The following is a 20,421-nucleotide window of genomic DNA, read 5'->3' on the forward strand; positions in this document are numbered from 1 at the left end:
CAAGAATTGCAGCATGGGTTATTGTCTGCCGTTTCGATGGGATAAATCACCCCGGGCAATATCCCATGCTGCAAATATTATATGTATGGCGTCTGGAAATGTTTTTATCTTATTACATATTTCTTGCCGCCCTTGATGTATATGCCTTTTGTGAGGCCTTTAAGGCTGCCGTCGGTGCGCACTAAGCGTCCGTCTATGGTATATATGTCGTTGTCGTTCTTTGCTTCATCAGAATTTATTGTCTGCTTGATTCCTGATGCAACACCTTCTTCGACAGTTACATTGGCTATCTGTAAATAAGACATACCATTTACAGGATACGGGCTTACGAGGTGTATACCTATACAGCGCGCTCCGTCTGTTCCTGCCGGAACGTTAAACTCATACTCAGAGTAAATCCAGTTGTCGCCTGATTCATTCAACTGCGGCTTGAACGTAAATTCATCAAACATAGCATGTTCTGTGTAAACGTTGTTGCTGCCCAAAGTGAACTGCAGTTTCTCTTCGGCTGTACAGCGTATCTTCACTCTGATCTTGTAGCTCTTTGCGGCATTAAACTCGAGCGGAGGACTTATCAGCCATTCGTCGGCGTCATTTCCGTAGTTTTCGATACCGGGGTTAACAATGTATTCAGCGCATGGTGTAGTATCGTCAAACTGCAGCGGACCCCATTCAGATGTATATGTCCAGCTGTATGCGTCTTTATTGGCATCATAAGCCATCCACTGATTTTCAAAATATGTCATGTTCGAAAAGTCTTGTGACATCGGCAGAGTCATTGCCTTGCCGAGTACATAGGCTTCTGGCATGTTTGCAGCTGTCTCACCATATTCGTTGCATGCATAGATGACGTATGTGTAGCGTCCGATACGTGTCATCTGGTCGTCTGTGAACGTGGTTTCTTTCAGGTTTTCAACAACAGTCTTGTTGTCCGGCTGGCGCACAATCTTATATGTCAGTCCGTCTGGAGAGAAATATCCTCCGTTAAAGCCTTGTGTAGGTGCGTCCCATGACAGCTTGGCTGAAGCACATCCTTCGCCTACGACAAATTTCATGTTAGACACCTGTCCCGGCATGTCGTTGCCTACAAATACCGTTGCGCGGGCCTTGCCGCCGTTTCCGGCCTTGTTTACGGCGTAAATAACGTATGCGTAGTCGCCGTCAGCATCAATACTAGTGTCGTCATAAGACGTTGCATTAGCTTCCAGAGTTGCAATCTTTTCTCCGTTACGCTCTATCACATAACCTGTAACGGCATCAGCCAATGTCTCGCCGCCGAAAGAAGTTGTAGGAGCTTTCCATGTCATGTGTGCTGTCCTTGCACCTTTTTCTCCTGGTGTAACTGTGAATTCTGCGGGTTCTGCAGGAGCGTTGTCTCCGCCTTCAGCAAACGGGATATAGAGAGCCATGAATGATGAATTGATACCAATCTGTCCGAGATTCTTCATTGTTACATTTTCAGATGTCAGGTCGATGCACAGCATATATGTCTGTATACCCTGATCATAATCATATGAGCATGCTGCCCAATACAGAAGACCTGTAGAATGGTCGAATTCCATTGTCTGATTCTGTGACAATCCTCCGAAACCTGTCTGCAATATTCTTGTTACCGAACCGTCATTTTTGTTCACCTTATACAGCACGCCGTCATTGGCGCCTACGCCATATAATGTTCCGTCCATGTCGGCAGCAATTACGCCAAGAGTTTTTTGCAGCGTTGTAACCTTTGTAAGCATACCGTCTTTAAGGTTGACGCTATACAGGGCAGATTCTCCCTGGAAGAAACCTATTGCGTACATTGTCTTAGAACTGTAGTCATAGGTCATGTCCTGTGTCTTGAAGTTAGTGCCTTGTGCGGCAAGTCCTTCCGAACCCAGCACGGTGTAACGGCCCGTCGTTATATTGTATGATATGAAATCGCCGTTCTGAGGCCCAATAAATGAGTCATAGACATACTCGTATGCATAGAAGACGTCGTCTACGGCAGCTCCCGAATATATGCTCTTCATGTTTCCATAAGGATATATTACGTCAGCTTTTGAAAGATCATTGAGGTTTAATGAACAAAAGCCGTAAGCACCTGCCAGAGCTCCGTTGTAGTTAAAGTATCCATACATTTTCCTGTTTACGGTTGATGCTGAGCCGCTGTCTGCAGCATACGCAGATGTGTTGGCGCAAATAATAGCCAAAACTGCAAGCATGGAGAATAAAATTTTCTTCATAATGGTACTTTTTAAATGTTAATAATTAGGGTCTTGCTAAAATAACTTTTTTAATTAACTCACCGCATTTTACAATGTACATGCCACATCCAGGAGTGCATGTTATATGCCTTTGGGCTGATTTCTGTATAATGCGGCCGTCAGCTGAGAGTATGAGTACATCAGACTTTTGCGGATTGTCAATATTTATTGTTCCGCCGGTTGCGCTGATGCGTGCCAGTTCTTGTCCTGCTTCGTGTGATTCAATGCCTGTTGCATCGCTCTTGAAGTCGAAAGTTATCACACCGTTGTTTTCTCTTATGTTTGTTATCGGACAGTTTACCGCGTCAGATGTAGTCTGCCATTTTGCAGAAGGCATTGACGTATCAGTAAACTGTGTGTTGTTGCTTGTTCCGGGGAACGGGTCGCCGGCCTCGGTGCCGTCAGAGGCATGTCCGTCTGCAGGGATAAGAGAAACATGCTCATAGCCTGACGATGAGGTGTTGACACGGTTGGTATTCCAAAGAGAAGGAACATAATGTATTTGCGAAATAATCAGTCCGTGACCGTCGAGAGCCTTGTCCCAGCCTGTCTGCTGGCGGTTCTCCAAGGTGAAGTATTCATTGTTGTCTGTTCCGCATACAATGAAGTATGCCTCATTTGATTCAGACAACGGGTTTAATGTCAGGTCCTTGGCAGGTTCGCTAAGCACTACAGGTTCGAGCCAGCCTACAGTATATTTGTCCATTGCTGTGTATCCGGCAGGAGTCTTGCTGTCGTCATTATAAAGTCCGTTGCACATCACGTCCCATGTAAGCATGCCTTGCATTCCTGAATATGCAGCGTCGTATATGTCAGGCAGTCCGAGGATGTGGCTGAACTCATGGCAGAATGTGCCGATACCGTCGAGAGTTGTTCCTTCATGGCCTCTCAGCTCACATGAACATGCTGCCTGGCCTAAATACAGTCCGTCGTACATGTTCCAGCTTTCGTAGGTCAGGTCTACGGCCTGTGGCCATACAGTCTCTTCGCTGCCGCCCTGCGACTGTCCGTAGCCGGCATACACCACGAAGATAAAATCAACATATCCGTCGCCGTTGTAGTCGTATTTAGAAAAGTCGACGTCTGTGTTTGCGTCTGCCATGCTGCATGCATCTATCATCAGTTCTGCTGCTCTCTCGTCATAGCCGTAATATGCCATTTCGTGAGGAAGGTCAACTGGGCCGACAATGTCAAATGTAGGAACAAATTTTCCGGCAGACTGCGCGGTGAAATAGCTCTTTATGCTTCCTGAAGCATACGGGCCTGAATAGTCTTCATCGTTTGCCATGCTGTTATATATGTCATGGATGTTGTCAGTAGAAAACTTCTGGTCCTTAAACTGGGCTAAGATTATAAGTCCGCGGATATTGCCTATTGTTGGGAATACAGGCTCTATGACGCTTGGCGAGCTTTGACTTTTTACTCTTTGTGCCTTAGAGGCTATCTCCTGGCGCTTGTCCCTATAGGCTACGGCAAGCTTTTGCTTGATAGCCTGCTGGTCTAATGTCTTTATAAACTGGAGTTCTTTAGCGTTGCGGCTTGTTGCGTTGTGTGCCACCATTCCTGTCGGCACTACCTTGTTGTCAACAATTTCTGCATATCTAAGACTTCCGTTTGCATCGGGTAGAAGGATGAATCCGTCTTCACTTACATAATGGTGCATGTATTCGTCACCATTCAAATACACTGTTACCTTAGTTCCGTCTGCCTGGGTGTATGATATTTTGTTTGGCCAGGCAGGAGCAGCGTATGTGCCGTTTAAACAAATCAGGCAAGCTGCAATGGTAATAAAAACGTTAAGGATTCTCATAATATTGTAGGTGTTAAGTTTATCAGAATAATAGATTTATTAAATTTTTACGTCTGCTAAATTATATTTTTTATTACAGATTATACAAATAAAAGCATCCAAATTCTTCACATTTCACGAAATATTAAAAAAAAACTTGCATTTTACGATTTTGTCTATATTTTTCTCTTATATTTTGTTTAAATTTGCAATGGAAGACGGTTAATAGCCTGTCGATTAAAATTTATTAAAAGCCTAATACGATATGTTTAAACACATTATTTTCATAATATTTCTATTTGTATGTCCTGTATGTCATTCTTATGCGTCGATGCCTGCAAACACAAAATCAGGCATGACAAAAATAATAGCCGACGGCTTGTATAAGGATGGCAATTATCCTTTGGCCCTTACATATTATATAAAAGGTATGGAAATAGCTGAAAAGGAAGACGACAAGCGCACATACATGGCATGCATAGGTAATATTGCCAATATTTATGAAGCTTTTGGCGATTATGAGGCAAACCTCTTCTATCTGCTGAAAGGATACAAGATGTCGAAAAAACTTAATGACGAAGAGCTGATAGGCAAATACCTTACTAATATAGTGCCTGCATATTGTCATCTGGGGAATATTAAAAAGGCAAAGGAATATTATGATATAGCCAAGAAGATGCAGGTAAGCAAGAACGCAACACAATGGGAGTATTTCCTAATATATAATTCTGCCCGAATAAAGCAGGCTGAACGTAAGTATGACGAAGCTGTGAAGGATCATCTAAGGGCTGCCGCATACGCAGAGAAAAATGAGCTGGACGACATCTTTATATTATATCAGGAGTCTGAGATAGGAAATATTCTCGTCAAAAAGCATGATTACGGCAATGCTATAAAATATGGAACGAAATGCCGGGATATGTCTGTTGAAATTGATAATGCCGAGATGGAAATCAATGCGTACAAGATTCTTTACGAGGCGTATGCCGGAAATGGCGATAGCGATTCTGCCAGAAAATACAGAGTGTTGTATCTTGAGACTTATGACTCGGTGTTTAGTGCAAAGGGCATGAACCAGGCAAGGGGAAAGCTGCAGGAGTATGAGTCGCGTAAAAGTACGGAGGAGATAAGTTCGCTGACCTCGATTATCAATATTTACACCTTGGCTGTTATCTTGATTTCTATTTTGTTGATAATCACGATTGTGCTGGCAGTGGTGGTTATACGCAAAAACCGCAATTTAAGAAATGCACAGCGCCTGCTTATCAACAAGAACAACGACTTGATAAAATCAGACAGAAGCAAGGTGGCTATTGTGCCGTCTTACAATGAAGGCGATGAGGCCGGCGACGACGAGTTTGACGGAAATGCCGGTGGGGTTGACATGACGCAGGAACAGGCAGACGCACTTCTTGCGAAAATAAATGAGATTATAAATACGCCCGAAATAATTTCTGATCCTGACCTCAGTCTGAAGATTATAGCCGACATGGCAAAGTCGAATACAAAGTATGTTTCGTTTGTCATCAACAAGACATACAATAAAAACTTCAGAACATACATTAACGAGAAACGTATAATGGAGGCATGCAGAATGCTTTCGGATAATGAGCATTATGGCAATATGACCATTCAGGCTATTTATGAGGAGGTGGGATATACCAATGCGACAAGCTTTAACCGCACGTTTAAGAAAATTAACGGCATGACTCCAGCCATGTATAAAAAGCTGGCGACTAAAGAGAAGTAAATATACGGAAGCTACAAGAAGGTAAATTTTTTATGTCATGTGCATGGCCGGACGATATTCTTGCATGTGAATGATGCGTTGGCTGTATGGCAAGGCTTATTTTATGTAGGCTTAACAGGTGCTGCGATTTGTAAAGTCATAGTCTACGGACTGGCTTACGGTTGCGGAGCATACTGATTTCTCATAAAAAAACAATTAGTTTTTGATGAAAAACTCGGCCGTTTTCGCTTCAAAAGTGGCCGAGTTACGACATGAAAACAATAGGTTAATGATTTGAAACTAATACGCATTGTTTTGCTTATTGTTTTTACAGGATAGACGTTCGATATGAACGCTTGTTAATAATAAATGTATGTTTTGCTTTCGATTTTTCTGGGTTGTAAAATAAAATTATTTGATATTCAGCTTGAATATTAAGATATTGTTGTGCCGGATATCACGTTTATGGCATTTTAGCGTAGTCTTGTTTTTGTCAGTGATGCATTTTTTAGAATAAAACTTTAAAACAACATGAAATGTCTCAGTGGGATAAGCTGTTGTGCGGCTTATATATTTTATATATAAAATCAGGTTTTTCTTTGCATTTTTAAATTTATATTTTTACTTTTGCCAATAATTAGTATGTTCAAAAGAGAATAATAATCTAATCTATGATCACATTTGTTTTAAGTTTGGTTGCCCTTGTGGTGGGCTATTTCATTTATGGACGCATCGTAGAGCGCGTGTTTGCTCCCGACGACCGTCCTACACCGGCTGTAAGTATGGCCGACGGCGTAGACTATGTAGTATTGCCGGGATGGAAAATCTTTATGATTCAGTTTCTTAACATTGCCGGCACAGGACCTATTTTCGGTGCCATCATGGGTGCCAAGTTTGGCCCTTCGGCCTATCTGTGGATAGTTTTCGGCTGTATCTTTGCTGGTGCGGTTCACGATTATCTCAGCGGAATGTTGTCGCAGCGTCATGGCGGTGCAGGTCTGCCGGAGCTTGTAGGCTGTTATCTCGGCAAGTCAACTAAGAAGGTCATGCTGGTGTTCTCTGTTTTTATGCTTATAATGGTCGGTGCCGTGTTTGTATATAGTCCGGCATTGATATTAGGTACAATATGCGGCGACTCAGTTACATGGGTTTATGTATGGTGTCTGATAATTTTTGCATATTATTTTCTTGCCACGATGCTTCCTGTTGATAAGATTATCGGCAAGATTTATCCGCTTTTTGCCATTGCCATGCTGTTTATGGCTGTTGCGCTCATGGTGGTGCTGTTTGTCAAATGGCCGCAGCTACCTGAGCTTACCGACGGACTTGGCAATCTGTCGCCTAAATCGGGCCCGATATTCCCATGTCTTTTTATAACCATTGCCTGTGGTGCCATCAGCGGCTTCCATGCCACTCAGAGTCCGCTTATGGCACGTTGTATGGCGAATGAGAAGCAGGGACGTCCGCTGTTTTACGGTGCGATGATAACCGAGGGCATCGTTGCGCTTATATGGGCAACAATATCTTCTTATTTCTTTTATGGCGGAGCCGCACAGGAGCTTGGCGTTCCTCTTACGCTTCAGGCACCTGAGGTGGTAACCACCGTGTCTTCGGGATGGCTCGGCATGTTTGGCGGTGCATTGGCTATACTTGGCGTTGTGGCTGCTCCTATAACGAGCGGCGACACGGCATTGCGCAGTGCCAGACTGATTATTGCGGAGTTTCTTAACTTTGAGCAGCACACCATACGCCACCGCATTTATATATGCATACCTCTGTTCTTGGTCACGCTGGGCTTCTTGTGGTTTAACATTGCCGATGAAGACGGCTTCAACGTTATATGGGGATGGTTCGGATGGGCCAATCAGACGCTTGCCGTGTTTACGCTTTGGGCGCTTACGGTGTATCTTGCGCGTAAGTCAAAGCCGTATATCATAACGCTTATCCCGGCTATGTTTATGACGGCCGTGTGTGTGGCATTCCTTCTTGTTTCTAAAAATTCGTTTGCACTCAGCAATGTTGCCGGCTATATAGCTGCCGTCATAGTGCTGCTGCTGTCGGGAGTGCTGTTTGCGTTCTGGCACAAGAAATATTGCCGGATAAGCACAGACAACGATTAATTTTTTGTGATAATATGTCGTAAGCCCGCGTCCGGGCTACAAGCCATGACCTCATTGAGCAGGTCATGGCTTTTTGTTTATGATGAAAAGCACAAACCGACGGACTGATATCGATTATCTGTCCGCCGGTTTGTGCTTAAGTTTATTGAATTGTGCTTTGAAGAGAGTATGTCGTTATAAAACGTATTATCCGAAAAAGCCTACAACGTATTTTGTTATAAAGTATCCGCCACCTACGAGCCATACGTAAAGCATGCCGGCAAGGAGGAACGGCTTGGCTCCGGCCTGTTTAAACTTCTGTATGTTTGTGTCTGTTCCGAGAGCAGTCATTGCCATGGTCAGCAGGAAGGTGTCGATGTATTCAATGACGCCGTTCAGCGGTATGTCCTTAACTGTCGATGCATCGAAAAGATACTGCAGGAGGGAGTTTACACAGATTATGCCGATGAAGCCGAAGGCAAACCAGGGTATTGTGATTTTGCTCTTTTCCTTATGTCCGTCGGCTGTGGCCTTCTTGCGTCCGGCAAGCGCGAAGCTCATTATGACGAGCACCGGGGCAAGCATCATTACGCGTATCATCTTTGTGATAGTTGCAGTGCCGGCTATGCCCAGGCTGTCTGTTGGGTCCATGGCGTTGCCGGCTCCGGCTACGTGTGCCACTTCGTGCAGCGTGCTTCCAGTGTAGATTGCAACGGCTGTGTCGCTCAGGCCTGAAAGTATTCCGGAACGATACATGATGGGGTAGAGGAACATTGATATTGTTCCGAATATAACTACAGTTGATACGGCAATGGCTGTCTTGTGGCTTTCACATTTCACTACGGGTTCGGCTCCGAGCACGGCTGCTGCACCGCATATGGCGCTTCCTGTAGAGGTCATTAGCGTAGTGTCGCGGTCGAGCTTGAGCATGCGGCCAAACCACAGGCCAAGAAATATTGTTCCTGTAACGATTATGGCATCCACGATTATTGCCGGCACTCCTACTGCCGCAACCTGTGTCAGCGTAAGGCGGAAACCATAGAGCACGATACCCGTGCGGAGAAGTTGCTTCGTGCAGAACTTAATACCCGGCACCCAAGTTTCGGGCAGTTTGTTGCGAAGGCTGTTGGCATAGAGCATACCAAGGATGATTCCGATGATGAGCGGACTGAGCGAGAGCTGCTTCATGATGGGCAGGTCTGCCAGATAGAATGCTGCAAACGAAAATAATGCAATCAGCAAGATTCCGTGAAGGGTGTTTGCCCTGTTTCCTTTTTCAAACATGATAGATTACCTTTGTTAATAATATTTATTTTATTCTCTTTTTCTCCTTGCCGGGCAGACCTTCGTGTCTTGTTGTCGGGCTGCCTTTAAGTTTACTGTTGCAAAGGTAATTAATTTTTTGTTATGTAGTATATCTTAATTTTTTATACTCTATAACCTGAAGTTATTATGCTGCGGCGTGTAAAGTCTTTGAACTTTTCGGTAAGCGGCGAATCCTTGCCGGCAGAGGCCACAAAGCAGAAGTGGCGGCTGAAGTTGAGACCGGCAATGTCGATGACTCTGAACACGCCTCTGGCCAGTTCTTCCCTCACGGAGAACACCGACACTATGCCCATGCTGCGGCTGTGGCGCAGAAAGGCCTTGATGGCTTCGGTGCTGCCGAGGCGTATGCGTATGTTAAGTTCCTGGGGCCTTATTCCGTGCTTTTCCAGTTCGGTCTCTATCACCTCGAGTGTTCCTGAGCCTTGTTCGCGTATGACGAGCGGTTGGCGGCACAGCTCCTGTGGAGTAATTTCTTCGGGCATCGACTCGTTGCCCGACTGCTTTATTATGGCCACGAGTTCGTCTTCAAGAAACGGCTCATACTGTAGGCCGGCTGAATGGGTGATGCCTTCCACCATGCCAAGATCTATGTCGTGGTTGAGCAGTGCGTTCTCTATGTCGCGCGAGTTGCCGTTGGTGAGCGACACCTCTATCTGCGGAAATCTTTCGGTAAATTCTGCCAGTATCTGCGGCAGCACATACTGCGCCACCGTGGTGCTTGCGCCTATGCTTATGTGTCCGCTGCTGCGCTCGTTGAGCAGGTTCATGTCGTATTCCATGCGGTTATACTCGTCGAGTATGCGGCTGCAGTGTTCAAGCATGAGCCGTCCGGCATCGGTGAGCATTATCTTTCCGCCTGTGCGGTCGAAGAGTCTTACGGAGTATTGCCGTTCCAGTTCGTTGATGTGTTTGGTTATTGCAGGCTGGCTTACGAACAGCTCTTTAGCCGCACGTGTGAAACTGAGGTTCTTGGCCACGCTGTAGAATGCTTTTAGTCTGAAATCTGACATATTACCGTTATTTGTTTCTTAACCTGACAAAAATACAACTAAAAAACGAGAACGGAAAGCAAGGCGTGATAAAAGTGGTTGTCTGGAAAAGAAAATATCCTGAGATTTATATTTTGCGGCGTAAGCATGAATGCGCAAAATTGATAAAGCTATTGCAGCCTAATGGTGATTTTGATAGAAACAGAAATGGCTGTCCATAAATTAATCTTTGGACAGCCATTTCTGTTCTTATCTGATATGCCGCAAGCAGCATCAGCTTTTTTATTCTGCTTATCAGTTGTTCTTGCTGACGAATATGGCGTTCTTTATTTCAATTGTTTCGCCGTATGTCAGGTGAGCGCCGATAACAGTAATCTCGTCTCCAACCTTGAGGCCGCTGTTGGCAACAAAGTCGTAGCGGTTGTCGCCAGTTGCACCATAGCCGGGATACAGACCATAGAGATAAACCTCGTTTGTACCGTCAGAGATATAGACATTGCCGTAATGGTCGTTGGCTATCTTTGTGATTGTACCGGTTATCATATAGTTGGTGTCGCTGTCAGGAAGACCCATGAAGTCGGCAATAGAGATGGTGGTTGTAGGATTCAGTTCTGTAACGTCGCCGCCTACCAGTTCTACTGTGCCTTTATATGTGTCGTGTGTACCTACAACGGTTACGATGTCGCCGTTCTTAACGCCTTTGGCTGCAGCATTGGTGCTCTTGTAAACCAAGGTAGAGCCGCTCCAGTCGGTCAGCGTGAAACTTCCGTTCTCCTGAACGTCTGTTGCCACACCCTTAAGGCGATATTGTGCATCGCCGTCGGCAGCAGCGTTGAAGTCAGCTACAGATACGTCCTGTATGCCGCCTTGCTGTGTGATTGTAGTCAGTGTGGTGTATGTCTTACCGTCTGCCACAGTAGCAAGTGTCAGCTCTGTTGAACGTATGCCTCCTTCGTTGGGTGCAGCCTTGAAGGTCAGTTCTGCAGATGTGCCGTTCTGCTTTATTGAAGCGATAGACAGCCATTCCTTGGCATCCTCTGGAATGTCTACTGACACGCCTGAGCCTTTTGTGGTTACATATGCTGTAATGGTGCCGCCATCTTTAGAAATGGCGTCTGCAGAAAGAGAGTCAACCTTGATAAGGCTCTTGTTGATGTCAACAACAGTAACGTTTACCAGCTCTACAGTTCCGTTGTAAGTAAGCTTCGGACCCTGAACTGTGATTTCGTCGCCTACCTCGATGCCAAGGCTGAGGAAGTTCTTCTCAGCGCCTGACGCGTCGAGAGTTCCGTAGATGTAAATCTCTCCTGTGCCGTCGTTCAGATAGAGGTTTCCGTAGGTTGTATTGGCGATAGCTGTCACAGTACCAGTTACCTGATAAGTCTTGTTGTCAGGTCCGGCAATAACCTCGGCGCAAGTGGCGTTTGTGATGCTTACTTCACCCTGTACGACGTTGAGATGCTGCACCTTGCCGTTGCATGTTATTGTCATGGCGTCAGAGCTGCGGCCGCCTGTGTAAGGTTCTGCAGAGAATACGAGCTGTGTTTCACCGGCCTTGCCTACTGAGTCAGAATGCTCGTTAAATTTAAGCCAATTGGGCTTGTTCTCAAGTACCCAGTCGCCTTTGGCTTTTACAATGATGGTGTCGTTACCACCTTCCTCGGGGATGGATATGTATGATTTTGATACCTGAATGTCATCAAGCAGAGTGATGTCATCGTCGTTTGAGCAGCTTGTGAACAAAGCCACAACACTCAGCAGAAGCAGGGAAAATATATTTTTTAGTTTCATAATTATACTTCCGTTTTAAAAATTAGTTGAATGTGTACTTGATGCCGATAGACATATACCAGCATTGACCGATTGCATGGTTTGTTGTCCATGTCTTTGTTGATCCGTTGATAGATGACGGAGTAGAGAACACAGCATAGCCGTCAGCGTCGGCTCCTTCATATTTCAGGATCTTTGCTTCTGTGCCGATAGCCGGGTTGAGAGTCTTGGCCACACCCCATGAAGAGTTGAAGAGGTTGCCGACGTTCTTGATGTCGAAGCTCAGGGTCAGCATGTGTTTGCATGCGCCAGTGTTGAACACGAAGTCGTGCTTGTAGCTGAAGTCGAAGCGGTGAACCCATGGAGAGTAAACGCTGTAAGCCTCTGCATATTCGCCCTGATGATTCTTCAGGTAGCTGTTGTTGTGTACATAAGCCATGAAGCGGTCGCGGTCGTCAGCTGTCTTGAAGCGGAACTGGTTCTTCTCAACCTGCTCGTCGGTCGGGATGAAGATCGGGTCGTAAGCCTGTCCGTCGCCGTTCATATCGTTCTGCAGCATGTATGTGTAGTTGTAAGAGCCGCGCCATCCCTCATAGATGAGGCTGAAGTGGTTGTGGCTGTTGTCGTGAGCAGTGATCTGTGCTATCACGCGGTCTGGCTCAACATACTGTGAGTTGTGCAGCTTGATGTTGTTAGGACCTTCTACTGAAGGCAGATATGCTATTGTAGAAGAAGCGTTAGAGCCGGGCATACCTGTAAGCTCCTTAGAGCAGGTGTGTGTATAGGCAGCCATGATGTCGATGTTCTTTGTAGGAGATGCGTATGCTGACAAGCTTGCGCTCCATCCGTAGCCCTTGTGTGTGTTAGACAGCACATAAGCAGGCACAACATCTTTGTTGTATCCGGTAGGGAATATCGGGCGGTTGTCAACACCGTTGAAGCGTGCAAATCCGCCTACATCTGGAATTGACCAGTCTTGCATTGTAACGCCATATATTGTTTTGTTGAAGATACCTTCGGCTGTGATTGTCAGAGGGAAGCCTACTGGTACAACATAGTCAATAGCCAAAGAAGTCTTCCATACCTCAGGCATCTTGAAGTCGGGGTCTACGGCTGATATCTGTGAAGGCAGAGTTCCGTCCTCAGGTCTGATTGTCTTAGGATAGCCCAGCTCGAAGAGTTTGTTCTGCAGGGCGTCGATAGTGGGATAGCCGTTCTCGTTTGTAACAAGTCCTCCGGCAAATTCTTCCATTGTGAATCCTTTCTTTGCAGCGTTTGCGGCATTGATGATTGCCTGATACTGCACCATACCTGAGTTTGTAGGCATGTTGGTGAAGAATACCAGCGGCAGACGGCCCTGGAATATACCTGAACCTCCACGCAGTTTGAGGGTCTTGTCGCCGAGGATATCCCATACGAAGCCTACACGCGGAGCTACAGTAAGATTAGAGCTCGGCCATTTGCCTGTGTCAATGTGGCGTCCGTCGTAGTCGAGGTCGTATATGGCCTTGTTTGTCATAAGGTCAGCGTTGCTGAAGAACATGTCGTCAAAGCGCAAGCCGTAAGTAAGCTTGAAGCGTGGATTGATAGACCACTCGTCCTGCAGATAGATACCGAGAGTGTTGAAGCTTACTTTCGCAGCCGGATCGCTCTTGCCGTCATAGCCGTAGGTCAGGTTTACAATCTCAGGAGCAGCTCCGTTGAGGAAGTCGTCGAGTGAGTAGTAGCGGTAATATCCTGTACCGTTACGCATATAAGAGTTGAGCGCCATCTGGTGTTCAAACTTAGCTCCAAGCATAATCTTGTGGTTGCCGGCATAGTAGGTAACGTCGTCCTTGATGTTCCAGATGTTATTACGCACAGCGTTGTTGTGTGTGAACAGCTCCTTACCGAGTGAAATGTAGGCAGTGTTAGTGCCTGTGCCGTCCATGATGTCTATGAAGGGGAAGTCAGCCGAATTGGTGAAACGCACATCATCGAGCTTTGAGTAAGTAACCAAGAACTGGTTAGACAGGTTCTCGGTAAAGCGGCTGTTAAGGTCGAGAGAGAAAGAGTGAACAAGGTTGTCGAGAGCATACATAGAGTTTGCGTAGCTCATTGACATCTGTGAGAAGCGTCCGTAAGCCGAGCGCGTACCTCCGTCCATTGAAGATGCGTTGGTGGGGTTCCAGTTGCGGTTCTTCGTATAGTTGTAACGGAATGACAGATGGTGCATGTTGGTGATGTTCCAGTCGAGACGTGCCAACAGCTTGTAGTTGTTTTCGTCGGCAGGGAAGTTTGTCCATGAGCCAGTGTCGTAGCCGTATTTGTCTTTTACAAAGTTAGACACCTTCTCAAGGTCGGCCAATGTCGTACGTGAAATGTAGTTGTCTGCGTCGGCCACGCCGTCCACAGATCCGCGCCAACGGTTAACCACTGTAGGAGTCTTGCTCATTTCTCCGCTGACGAAGAAGAACAGCTTGTTCTTGATGATCGGACCGCCGAGAGTGAAACCGTAAGTAGTCTTCTGGTCTTTCTCGCGTGCGCCGCTTATCTGCTCGCGCTCAATGGCATCACCGCGCATGTTCTCGTTCTGATGATATATGTAGGCAGTACCCTTGAAGGTGTTCGTACCTGACTTGGTTATGGCGTTCACGCCACCGCCTATGAAGTTAGTCTGACGTACGTCGTAGGGTGATATCACAACCTGCATTTCTTCGATGGCATCGATAGATATAGGGTTGCCGCCGCCGGGCAGACCGTCGCTCAGACCGAAGTTGTTGTTGAAGTTGGCACCGTCCACGGTGAAGTTGGCTGTACGGCCGTCAGTACCGGCAAAGCTCATTCCGTTGCCGCCGTAGGGAGACAGACGTGTGAAGTCGGTGATTGAGCGGCTTACTGTAGGCATGTTCTCCAGCTGTCTCAGGTTGATGTTGGTAGAGGCACCTGTTCTTTCTGCAGTAAATTTTGTAGCCTTGGCCGAAACCACTACTTCGCCCAGCTCATTGGCGTCTTCAGCGAGCTTTACGTTCAGGCTGTATGACTCTGCCAACTGCAGCGTCACATCTTTTGTAACGCTCGTTGTGTAGCCTATGTAGCTCACTTTGACGGTGTAGGGGCCGCCCACGCGCATACCGTTGATAGAGTAGCGGCCGCTCTCGTTCACCACGGTGTTATAGGTGGTTCCCGACGGCTCGTGCACTGCTGTTACGGTGGCGCCGATAGCCTTGTCGCCTCCGGCCGTAACCATACCGTTGATTCCTGACGTTGTCATCTGGGCCAGCATGGCGGTCGCAGAGAACAACATCAACACGAATAGAATTTCTAGACGTTTTCTCATACTGTTATTGTTTATGATTAAAAATAAAATTTTAATAATCTGACTTAATTTTTCTTTTCTAAGGCGCCTCTGTTACGTCAGAATGCGCCTTACAACTATTCCACATGCAAAATTAATTAAAAAATAGATATATTATGTTACAAGGCGATTAAAGTTGACCTTAAACCCTTAATTTTTTTATATAAACGCCCTTTTTGGCTATTTTGGACGTTAATTTTAATAAAATTTGTTTACTTTAATGCGTCGGCTGTGCATGTGGTGATATGCAAGGTAAGTTAAATTTCAATTGTTCACAGGGCAGCATGTTGTTTAATTCGACAAACATATTGGTGTCTGCAGATGTCGTTTATAGTTTAGGTTAATTCTGGCCTTAAGCAACGCGAACGACTTGCTGTCTTTTGACTGATTATTATTTATAGTGGTTTAGTCTTGCATTAAAGTTTATGTTCATACGGCATATTAAGCCGCATTTTGTTTTCATCGTGTAAGTTGTCGGTAGAGAACATCCACAGTCAGTGTGCGTCTTTTGGCGATAATAAGTTGTTGGTAATGTCTGTTTAAAAAGAATGTGCCTTTGGGTAACATAATTTTAAATCAGCATACCTTTTTTACTACTCTGATGCTTATTTCGTATAACAAATACAAGGGCAGAGTAACCAAAATAAGACTTAGGATGTCTTGCCCGGGTGTGATTATTGCGGCAATTGTAAGAATTATAATAAATGCGTGTTTACGGTATTTTGAAAGTATTGTTGCGTTTATTATTCCCATTTTACCAAGGACAAAGGATATTACGGGCAACTGGAACACAACACCCATGAGTAAAGTCATGGTTATGAATGTAGAAACATAACTGTCAAGGGTTATTGTGCTTTCTATTCTGTTTGAGACACTGTAAGTTCCAAGAAATCTGAACGAAATAGGGAACAGCATGTAGTAGCTTATCAGAATTCCGATGATGAAAAGAAAATATACTGCGCAAATTACTTTTGCCGAGTATTTTCTCTCATTCTCGAATAATGCAGGTGAAACAAAATGGAACAGCTCGTACAGAATGTATGGGGATGAAATCAATAGACCTAAATATATGGATGTGGAAAGATGTGTCATGAATTGGCTTGACAAATCTGTCGCTATCAGCTTAACGTGAAATTCGTCAAAATGGAAATTATGCAGCCCTAACATGTGCATAATATGCTCGGTAAATGTGTAAGAAACAAAATTCCATTCACTTGGCGCAAGCAGAATGTTCCAAGTTGTATCTTTAAAACAAAATACAATTATTGCAAACAGACTGCTTACTCCGAGTATTCTAAAAATCATTTGGCGCAACACCTCAAGATGTCCGCCAAAAGTCATCATTCCATTATTTTCGCTATTTTTCATTATTTACTTTGTTGCCTTTTTCTGTATTATTATGATCTTCAACAGGGGCATTTTCAGCAGATTCTTTTTTCGTATCTTCCTCTATGGATGTATTAATGTCGTTAACTCCTTTTTTAAATTCTCTTACGCCTTGTCCTAAGCCCTTCATCATTTCGGGCAGTTTCTTGCCACCGAAAAGCAGCAGGGCTATGGCTCCTATGAGCAGGAGTTCGGTGGTGCCTATAAACAAAAATAATGATGTCATTGTTGTACTAAATAAATTTCACATGTTTCGAAGTTTATCTCCCAGTTGCCGCCTTCAGCGCTTTCCCATTGATATTTGTCGCTCATGCGGTCCCACCATGCCTGAAATTTGGTGCCGGTCTCGCCGAGGTCATTTACCAGTTTTTCATACAGCTCGTTGTTGTCGGCCGTCAGAATCTTAGCCAGTTCGTTAAGGCCGTTTTTACGTTCAAACAAAGTTTGAATCTCGTTTTTTTCTTCGACAGTTACCTGTCCTATTACTTTCTTTACCATTCTTTTTTTACGTCAAAGGGGTCTAAATAATCTATTTTGTCAATCTCTTTACGGTCGGGCAAGAACGTTCCGTGCTTTCTTATTGCAATAAGAAGTTCGCGCGATGCATTGCGTTCAAGATGAGCCACAACACACTGTTCGTGCGACGGCGTGTTCACCTCAAGCGTGGTTTTGCGGTTGAGCCATACGCAGCGGCGGCACTGATATGCGTCGCATATGCGGCACAGCGGTGCATGGTCGAGTCTGTATAGCTGGCTGTTCTTTATTTCGAGTTCGTCTTTCAGGTTTCCAACAGCATATCCGCCGGGCTGCTGATAGAATGCCGGGCATACGTAGAAGTTGCCGTCTGGCGCAAGTGTTATTGTCGTGTCGCCCGCACCGCAGTTGTTCATCTTGTCGAGCATCATGCGGTCTGTCAGTATGTTGAGCTGCGGTGAATGTCCTTTGGCATACATCTTTTCAACGTCTGCAGCCAGCTGTTTCAGCATGGCCTTGTATTTGTCAAAGTCGTCGTTGGTGAATGTTTCCACGTCGGTCAGCGTTATGTTCAGCCTGTCGGCATGCTGAAGAAGTTTTACTATTATGTCGTGTCCGCCGAACAACCCAGTCTTGTCGGTGCGCAGCACGTATGCTGTTCCGCTTCTCACGTCAGTTCTGACTGCCTCTTCCATGCCGTCAATCACAACCACGTCGGCACTATCCTGGTGGCTTTCCGGTTTTATCTTGCTGTGGTCTACCGATTCTATTATTTTATCATATTCTTCCGGCAGGTCATAGTTGGGATAAACAAACTGTATGTTCAGATTCTCTTTCATTCCGTATAGTATGCCGGCTTTTAGAGTGTTTGCAGGCATGAGCCTGCGTTCTTTGTGCCCATTGCTGTAGTGGCAGAACGACACAGACGTGTCGTCGAGCAGGATAACAAGATATTGTATCATGGCTTTAGCAAGTTTGTTGGTTCAACTTCGGTCTGTTCTCCTCATACTCCTCGCGTGCGTTTTCAAGTTCCAACTTGCGGAACAACTTGTTCCAATAATAATTGTTGGCCCTTACGCGCGCTTTGTGCATCAGGCATATAGCCGTTGAGCGCTGGTATATAGTAGGTGTGTCGGCGGCGTCGTAGTTTTCGCCCTGACACCATGCGCAGCCTTCAGCCATCTCGCAGTCGATACACTTTTGCGGGCTTTGCGTGCAGCGGTCGAGTGTAAGAAACGGGCGCAGCCTGTTCTTGTCTATTCCGTCATGAATGTTGCCTATTATCCATGCTTTCTTGTCGCGCAGAGAATATTGTGCGAATCGCGTACACGGATAGAAGTTGCCTTCGGCATCTACGGCAAGCATGCGTCCAGCGCCGCACCAGTTCTGGTTCTGTGTAACGCAGTCGAGCGGTTTGCCCAAATGTTCAGAGAAGAACGAACATGCGTAATCGCGGTAGTATCCCCCGTCTATTATTGCGTCGGCGAGCTGCATCAGCTGGTCTTCAAACATCAGGTCGTCGTTTTTCTTCCATACGTCTTCAAACACGCAGTTGATGTTCACCTCGTGAATGCCTAGTCCGTAAAGATGCAGCACGCTCTCCTTGATGTAAGGTATGTCGGCACTGCTTATAGTAACCTTTGTTCCGGTATTGGGAAATTGCTTGAGCCACAGCGGAATATTGCGCACTACATCGGCATAGGAGCCTCGTCCGTCGCCTTTATATACGCGGTTGAGGTCGTGTTTGCGCTCTGTGCCGTCAATGGTAATTCCTATTGACAGATGGTTGTGGTTCTTCTCAATGAAACGTTGCACCTTGTCCGTGTGATAGTTTATTCCGTTTGTTGAGAATGAAAAGCGGTAAGAGTTAAACCAGTGGTGGCTTCTGCGGAACATCTCTGTTTTAAGATAGTCGCATATTTTGTCTATCAAGTCAATTTCGAGGAAAGGTTCTCCGCCTATAAAGTCCCACACAACGCTTTCCTCTTTCATATCATTCTCATGGTCGAGGATATAGTCTATTGCTTGTTTTGCCACCTCCCAGGGCATACGCTCTTTCGAGTTTTTCCCTACGAGGTAGCAGTATTTGCAGGCAAGCTGACAGTCTTTGGTGACAATGAAGGTAATATTTTTTGCAATTCCTTCTTGCCATGATTTATTTTTATTTTTTATAGAAAAAGATAGCATTAAGTATTTATTTCATAAAATATAAGTTAGTAATCAGATTTTAATCCGATTCTTTATCCACCCATTCTTGTTGAGTAAGAGCAATAGTATGAACAGCTGCCACTACATGATCCAGAGCATGTTCCAGAGCATGTTCCTGTGCAAGTTCCACTACATCCAGAGCATCTATAAGCGCATGATCCATAACAATTTCCTGAACATAATCCTTCACATGCCCAATTACATCCGGAAGGATTTTTTTCACATTTAGCTACAGACGGAATACTTGATAATATTACTGTACCCAAAATAGGTAATATACCTTTTGCTGCTTTTTTAAAAAAGTCTCTTCTGGATTTGAGTTCTTCATTTTTTTTCATTTTGTCATTTTCCATAAAATAAAAAAATTAAAATGCCTTTTTGAACTCCCAAAACTGGCTAATAATGTTGGTTAATTGAGATACTAAAAAAGACGTGGGAGTTTCTACTTCTCGCTTATCCCGACTTTCAGGCTCTCGCATTGCCCATCATCAAGGATAAGCAACGCAGTCAGCCCACGTCGTGACATATTAAGAAAAGTAGGGGTGTAATACACCCTTACAAATATAATACATCCCACGTGGACGTTCCCGTTGCCGTATCTTCTTGATGATAGTTCAAATTTGCGAGATTTGAAAGTCAGAAGATAACGTCCGTAAACGTCCTTTATCAGTAAATAACCCAATGCCCTCCACTCGGGCTAACTGGGTCGGCACAAAGATATAGCTTTTTTATGGTTTGTCCAAATAAATTAAGATAATAATTTACGTTAATGTTTTTATCTTTTTATTTAAGTCATTCTATGAATGTAGAATGAAAAAATACTTATATAGTATAAGTTATTTTTTGCTGGTGATAAAATCATTATGTTGATATAAATGATGATAAACATATCAAAACGTCAGTTGGTTGTTGTCGTGTGAAAGTTGGAATATAGAGAATTTTTAGTGCTTATTATTGGATCAGTTATGCAATTTATGGCGTTTTGAGTGCTAAGATGATGTTTTTTTAGGTGCAAATAGCATGATATTGTGCGTTGTTATGCCGTTTTTGGCGAGGTAGATGGGTGAG

General features: G+C 44.9%; 14 protein-coding genes. 2 read left to right on the plus strand and 12 right to left on the minus strand.

Annotated elements, in window-relative coordinates; translation table 11 throughout:
* Window positions 1-104: 104 nt before the first annotated feature.
* Window positions 105-2,225 carry a choice-of-anchor J domain-containing protein gene (locus tag QVO66_RS06730; RefSeq protein WP_021854677.1) on the minus strand — a complete coding sequence of 707 codons (2,121 nt, stop codon included), beginning with the start codon at window positions 2,223-2,225 and terminating at the stop codon, window positions 105-107.
* Window positions 2,226-2,250: 25 nt separating this feature from the next.
* A complete protein-coding gene (locus tag QVO66_RS06735) occupies window positions 2,251-4,056 on the minus strand; it encodes a M6 family metalloprotease domain-containing protein (protein ID WP_021854678.1) in 1,806 nt (601 codons plus the stop codon).
* Between the two features lie 334 nt (window positions 4,057-4,390).
* Between QVO66_RS06735 and QVO66_RS06740 the strand changes: the two genes are divergently transcribed.
* Both QVO66_RS06740 and QVO66_RS06745 read left to right on the plus strand, forming a co-directional pair.
* On the plus strand, window positions 4,391-5,785 hold the full coding sequence (locus QVO66_RS06740) for an AraC family transcriptional regulator (RefSeq protein WP_288172703.1): 1,395 nt from the start codon (window positions 4,391-4,393) through the stop codon (window positions 5,783-5,785).
* 650 nt (window positions 5,786-6,435) lie between these two features.
* The gene (locus QVO66_RS06745) at window positions 6,436-7,884 is read left to right on the plus strand and encodes a carbon starvation CstA family protein (RefSeq protein ID WP_021854680.1); all 1,449 of its coding nucleotides are present in this window, start codon (window positions 6,436-6,438) and stop codon (window positions 7,882-7,884) included.
* Between the two features lie 186 nt (window positions 7,885-8,070).
* On the opposite strand, the gene QVO66_RS06750 is transcribed toward QVO66_RS06745, so the two are convergent.
* The 10 genes from QVO66_RS06750 to QVO66_RS06795 all read right to left on the minus strand — a co-directional run bounded on the left by QVO66_RS06750 (window position 8,071) and on the right by QVO66_RS06795 (window position 19,576).
* Complete coding sequence (locus tag QVO66_RS06750) at window positions 8,071-9,147, minus strand: YeiH family protein (RefSeq protein ID WP_021854681.1); 1,077 nt, start codon at window positions 9,145-9,147, stop codon at window positions 8,071-8,073.
* Window positions 9,148-9,290: 143 nt separating this feature from the next.
* On the minus strand, window positions 9,291-10,199 hold the full coding sequence (locus tag QVO66_RS06755) for a LysR substrate-binding domain-containing protein (RefSeq protein WP_021854682.1): 909 nt from the start codon (window positions 10,197-10,199) through the stop codon (window positions 9,291-9,293).
* Window positions 10,200-10,472: 273 nt separating this feature from the next.
* Window positions 10,473-11,969, minus strand: a complete 1,497-nt coding sequence (locus QVO66_RS06760; RefSeq protein ID WP_021854683.1) for a BACON domain-containing protein — start codon at window positions 11,967-11,969, stop codon at window positions 10,473-10,475.
* Window positions 11,970-11,991: 22 nt separating this feature from the next.
* Window positions 11,992-15,267 (minus strand): TonB-dependent receptor, encoded by a 3,276-nt coding sequence (locus tag QVO66_RS06765; RefSeq protein ID WP_021854684.1) that lies wholly within the window; start codon window positions 15,265-15,267, stop codon window positions 11,992-11,994.
* Between the two features lie 594 nt (window positions 15,268-15,861).
* Window positions 15,862-16,653, minus strand: coding sequence for a twin-arginine translocase subunit TatC (tatC, locus tag QVO66_RS06770; protein ID WP_288172704.1), 792 nt, complete (start codon window positions 16,651-16,653; stop codon window positions 15,862-15,864).
* On the minus strand, window positions 16,643-16,897 hold the full coding sequence (locus QVO66_RS06775; protein WP_021854686.1) for a Sec-independent protein translocase subunit TatA/TatB: 255 nt from the start codon (window positions 16,895-16,897) through the stop codon (window positions 16,643-16,645). Before QVO66_RS06775 ends, tatC begins: the two co-directional genes overlap by 11 nt.
* Window positions 16,894-17,169 (minus strand): CXXX repeat peptide modification system protein, encoded by a 276-nt coding sequence (locus QVO66_RS06780; protein ID WP_021854687.1) that lies wholly within the window; start codon window positions 17,167-17,169, stop codon window positions 16,894-16,896. Before QVO66_RS06780 ends, QVO66_RS06775 begins: the two co-directional genes overlap by 4 nt.
* Window positions 17,163-18,107, minus strand: a complete 945-nt coding sequence (locus QVO66_RS06785; protein WP_021854688.1) for a CXXX repeat peptide maturase — start codon at window positions 18,105-18,107, stop codon at window positions 17,163-17,165. Before QVO66_RS06785 ends, QVO66_RS06780 begins: the two co-directional genes overlap by 7 nt.
* Window positions 18,108-18,111: 4 nt before the next feature.
* Complete coding sequence (locus tag QVO66_RS06790; protein ID WP_021854689.1) at window positions 18,112-19,332, minus strand: radical SAM peptide maturase, CXXX-repeat target family; 1,221 nt, start codon at window positions 19,330-19,332, stop codon at window positions 18,112-18,114.
* A 40-nt stretch (window positions 19,333-19,372) separates the two neighbouring features.
* On the minus strand, window positions 19,373-19,576 hold the full coding sequence (locus QVO66_RS06795; RefSeq protein ID WP_288172705.1) for a hypothetical protein: 204 nt from the start codon (window positions 19,574-19,576) through the stop codon (window positions 19,373-19,375).
* Window positions 19,577-20,421 lie beyond the last annotated feature (845 nt).

The sequence above is a fragment of the Prevotella sp. CAG:255 genome (genome assembly GCF_000431195.1).
GTDB classification, from domain to species: Bacteria; Bacteroidota; Bacteroidia; order Bacteroidales; family Bacteroidaceae; genus Prevotella; species Prevotella rara.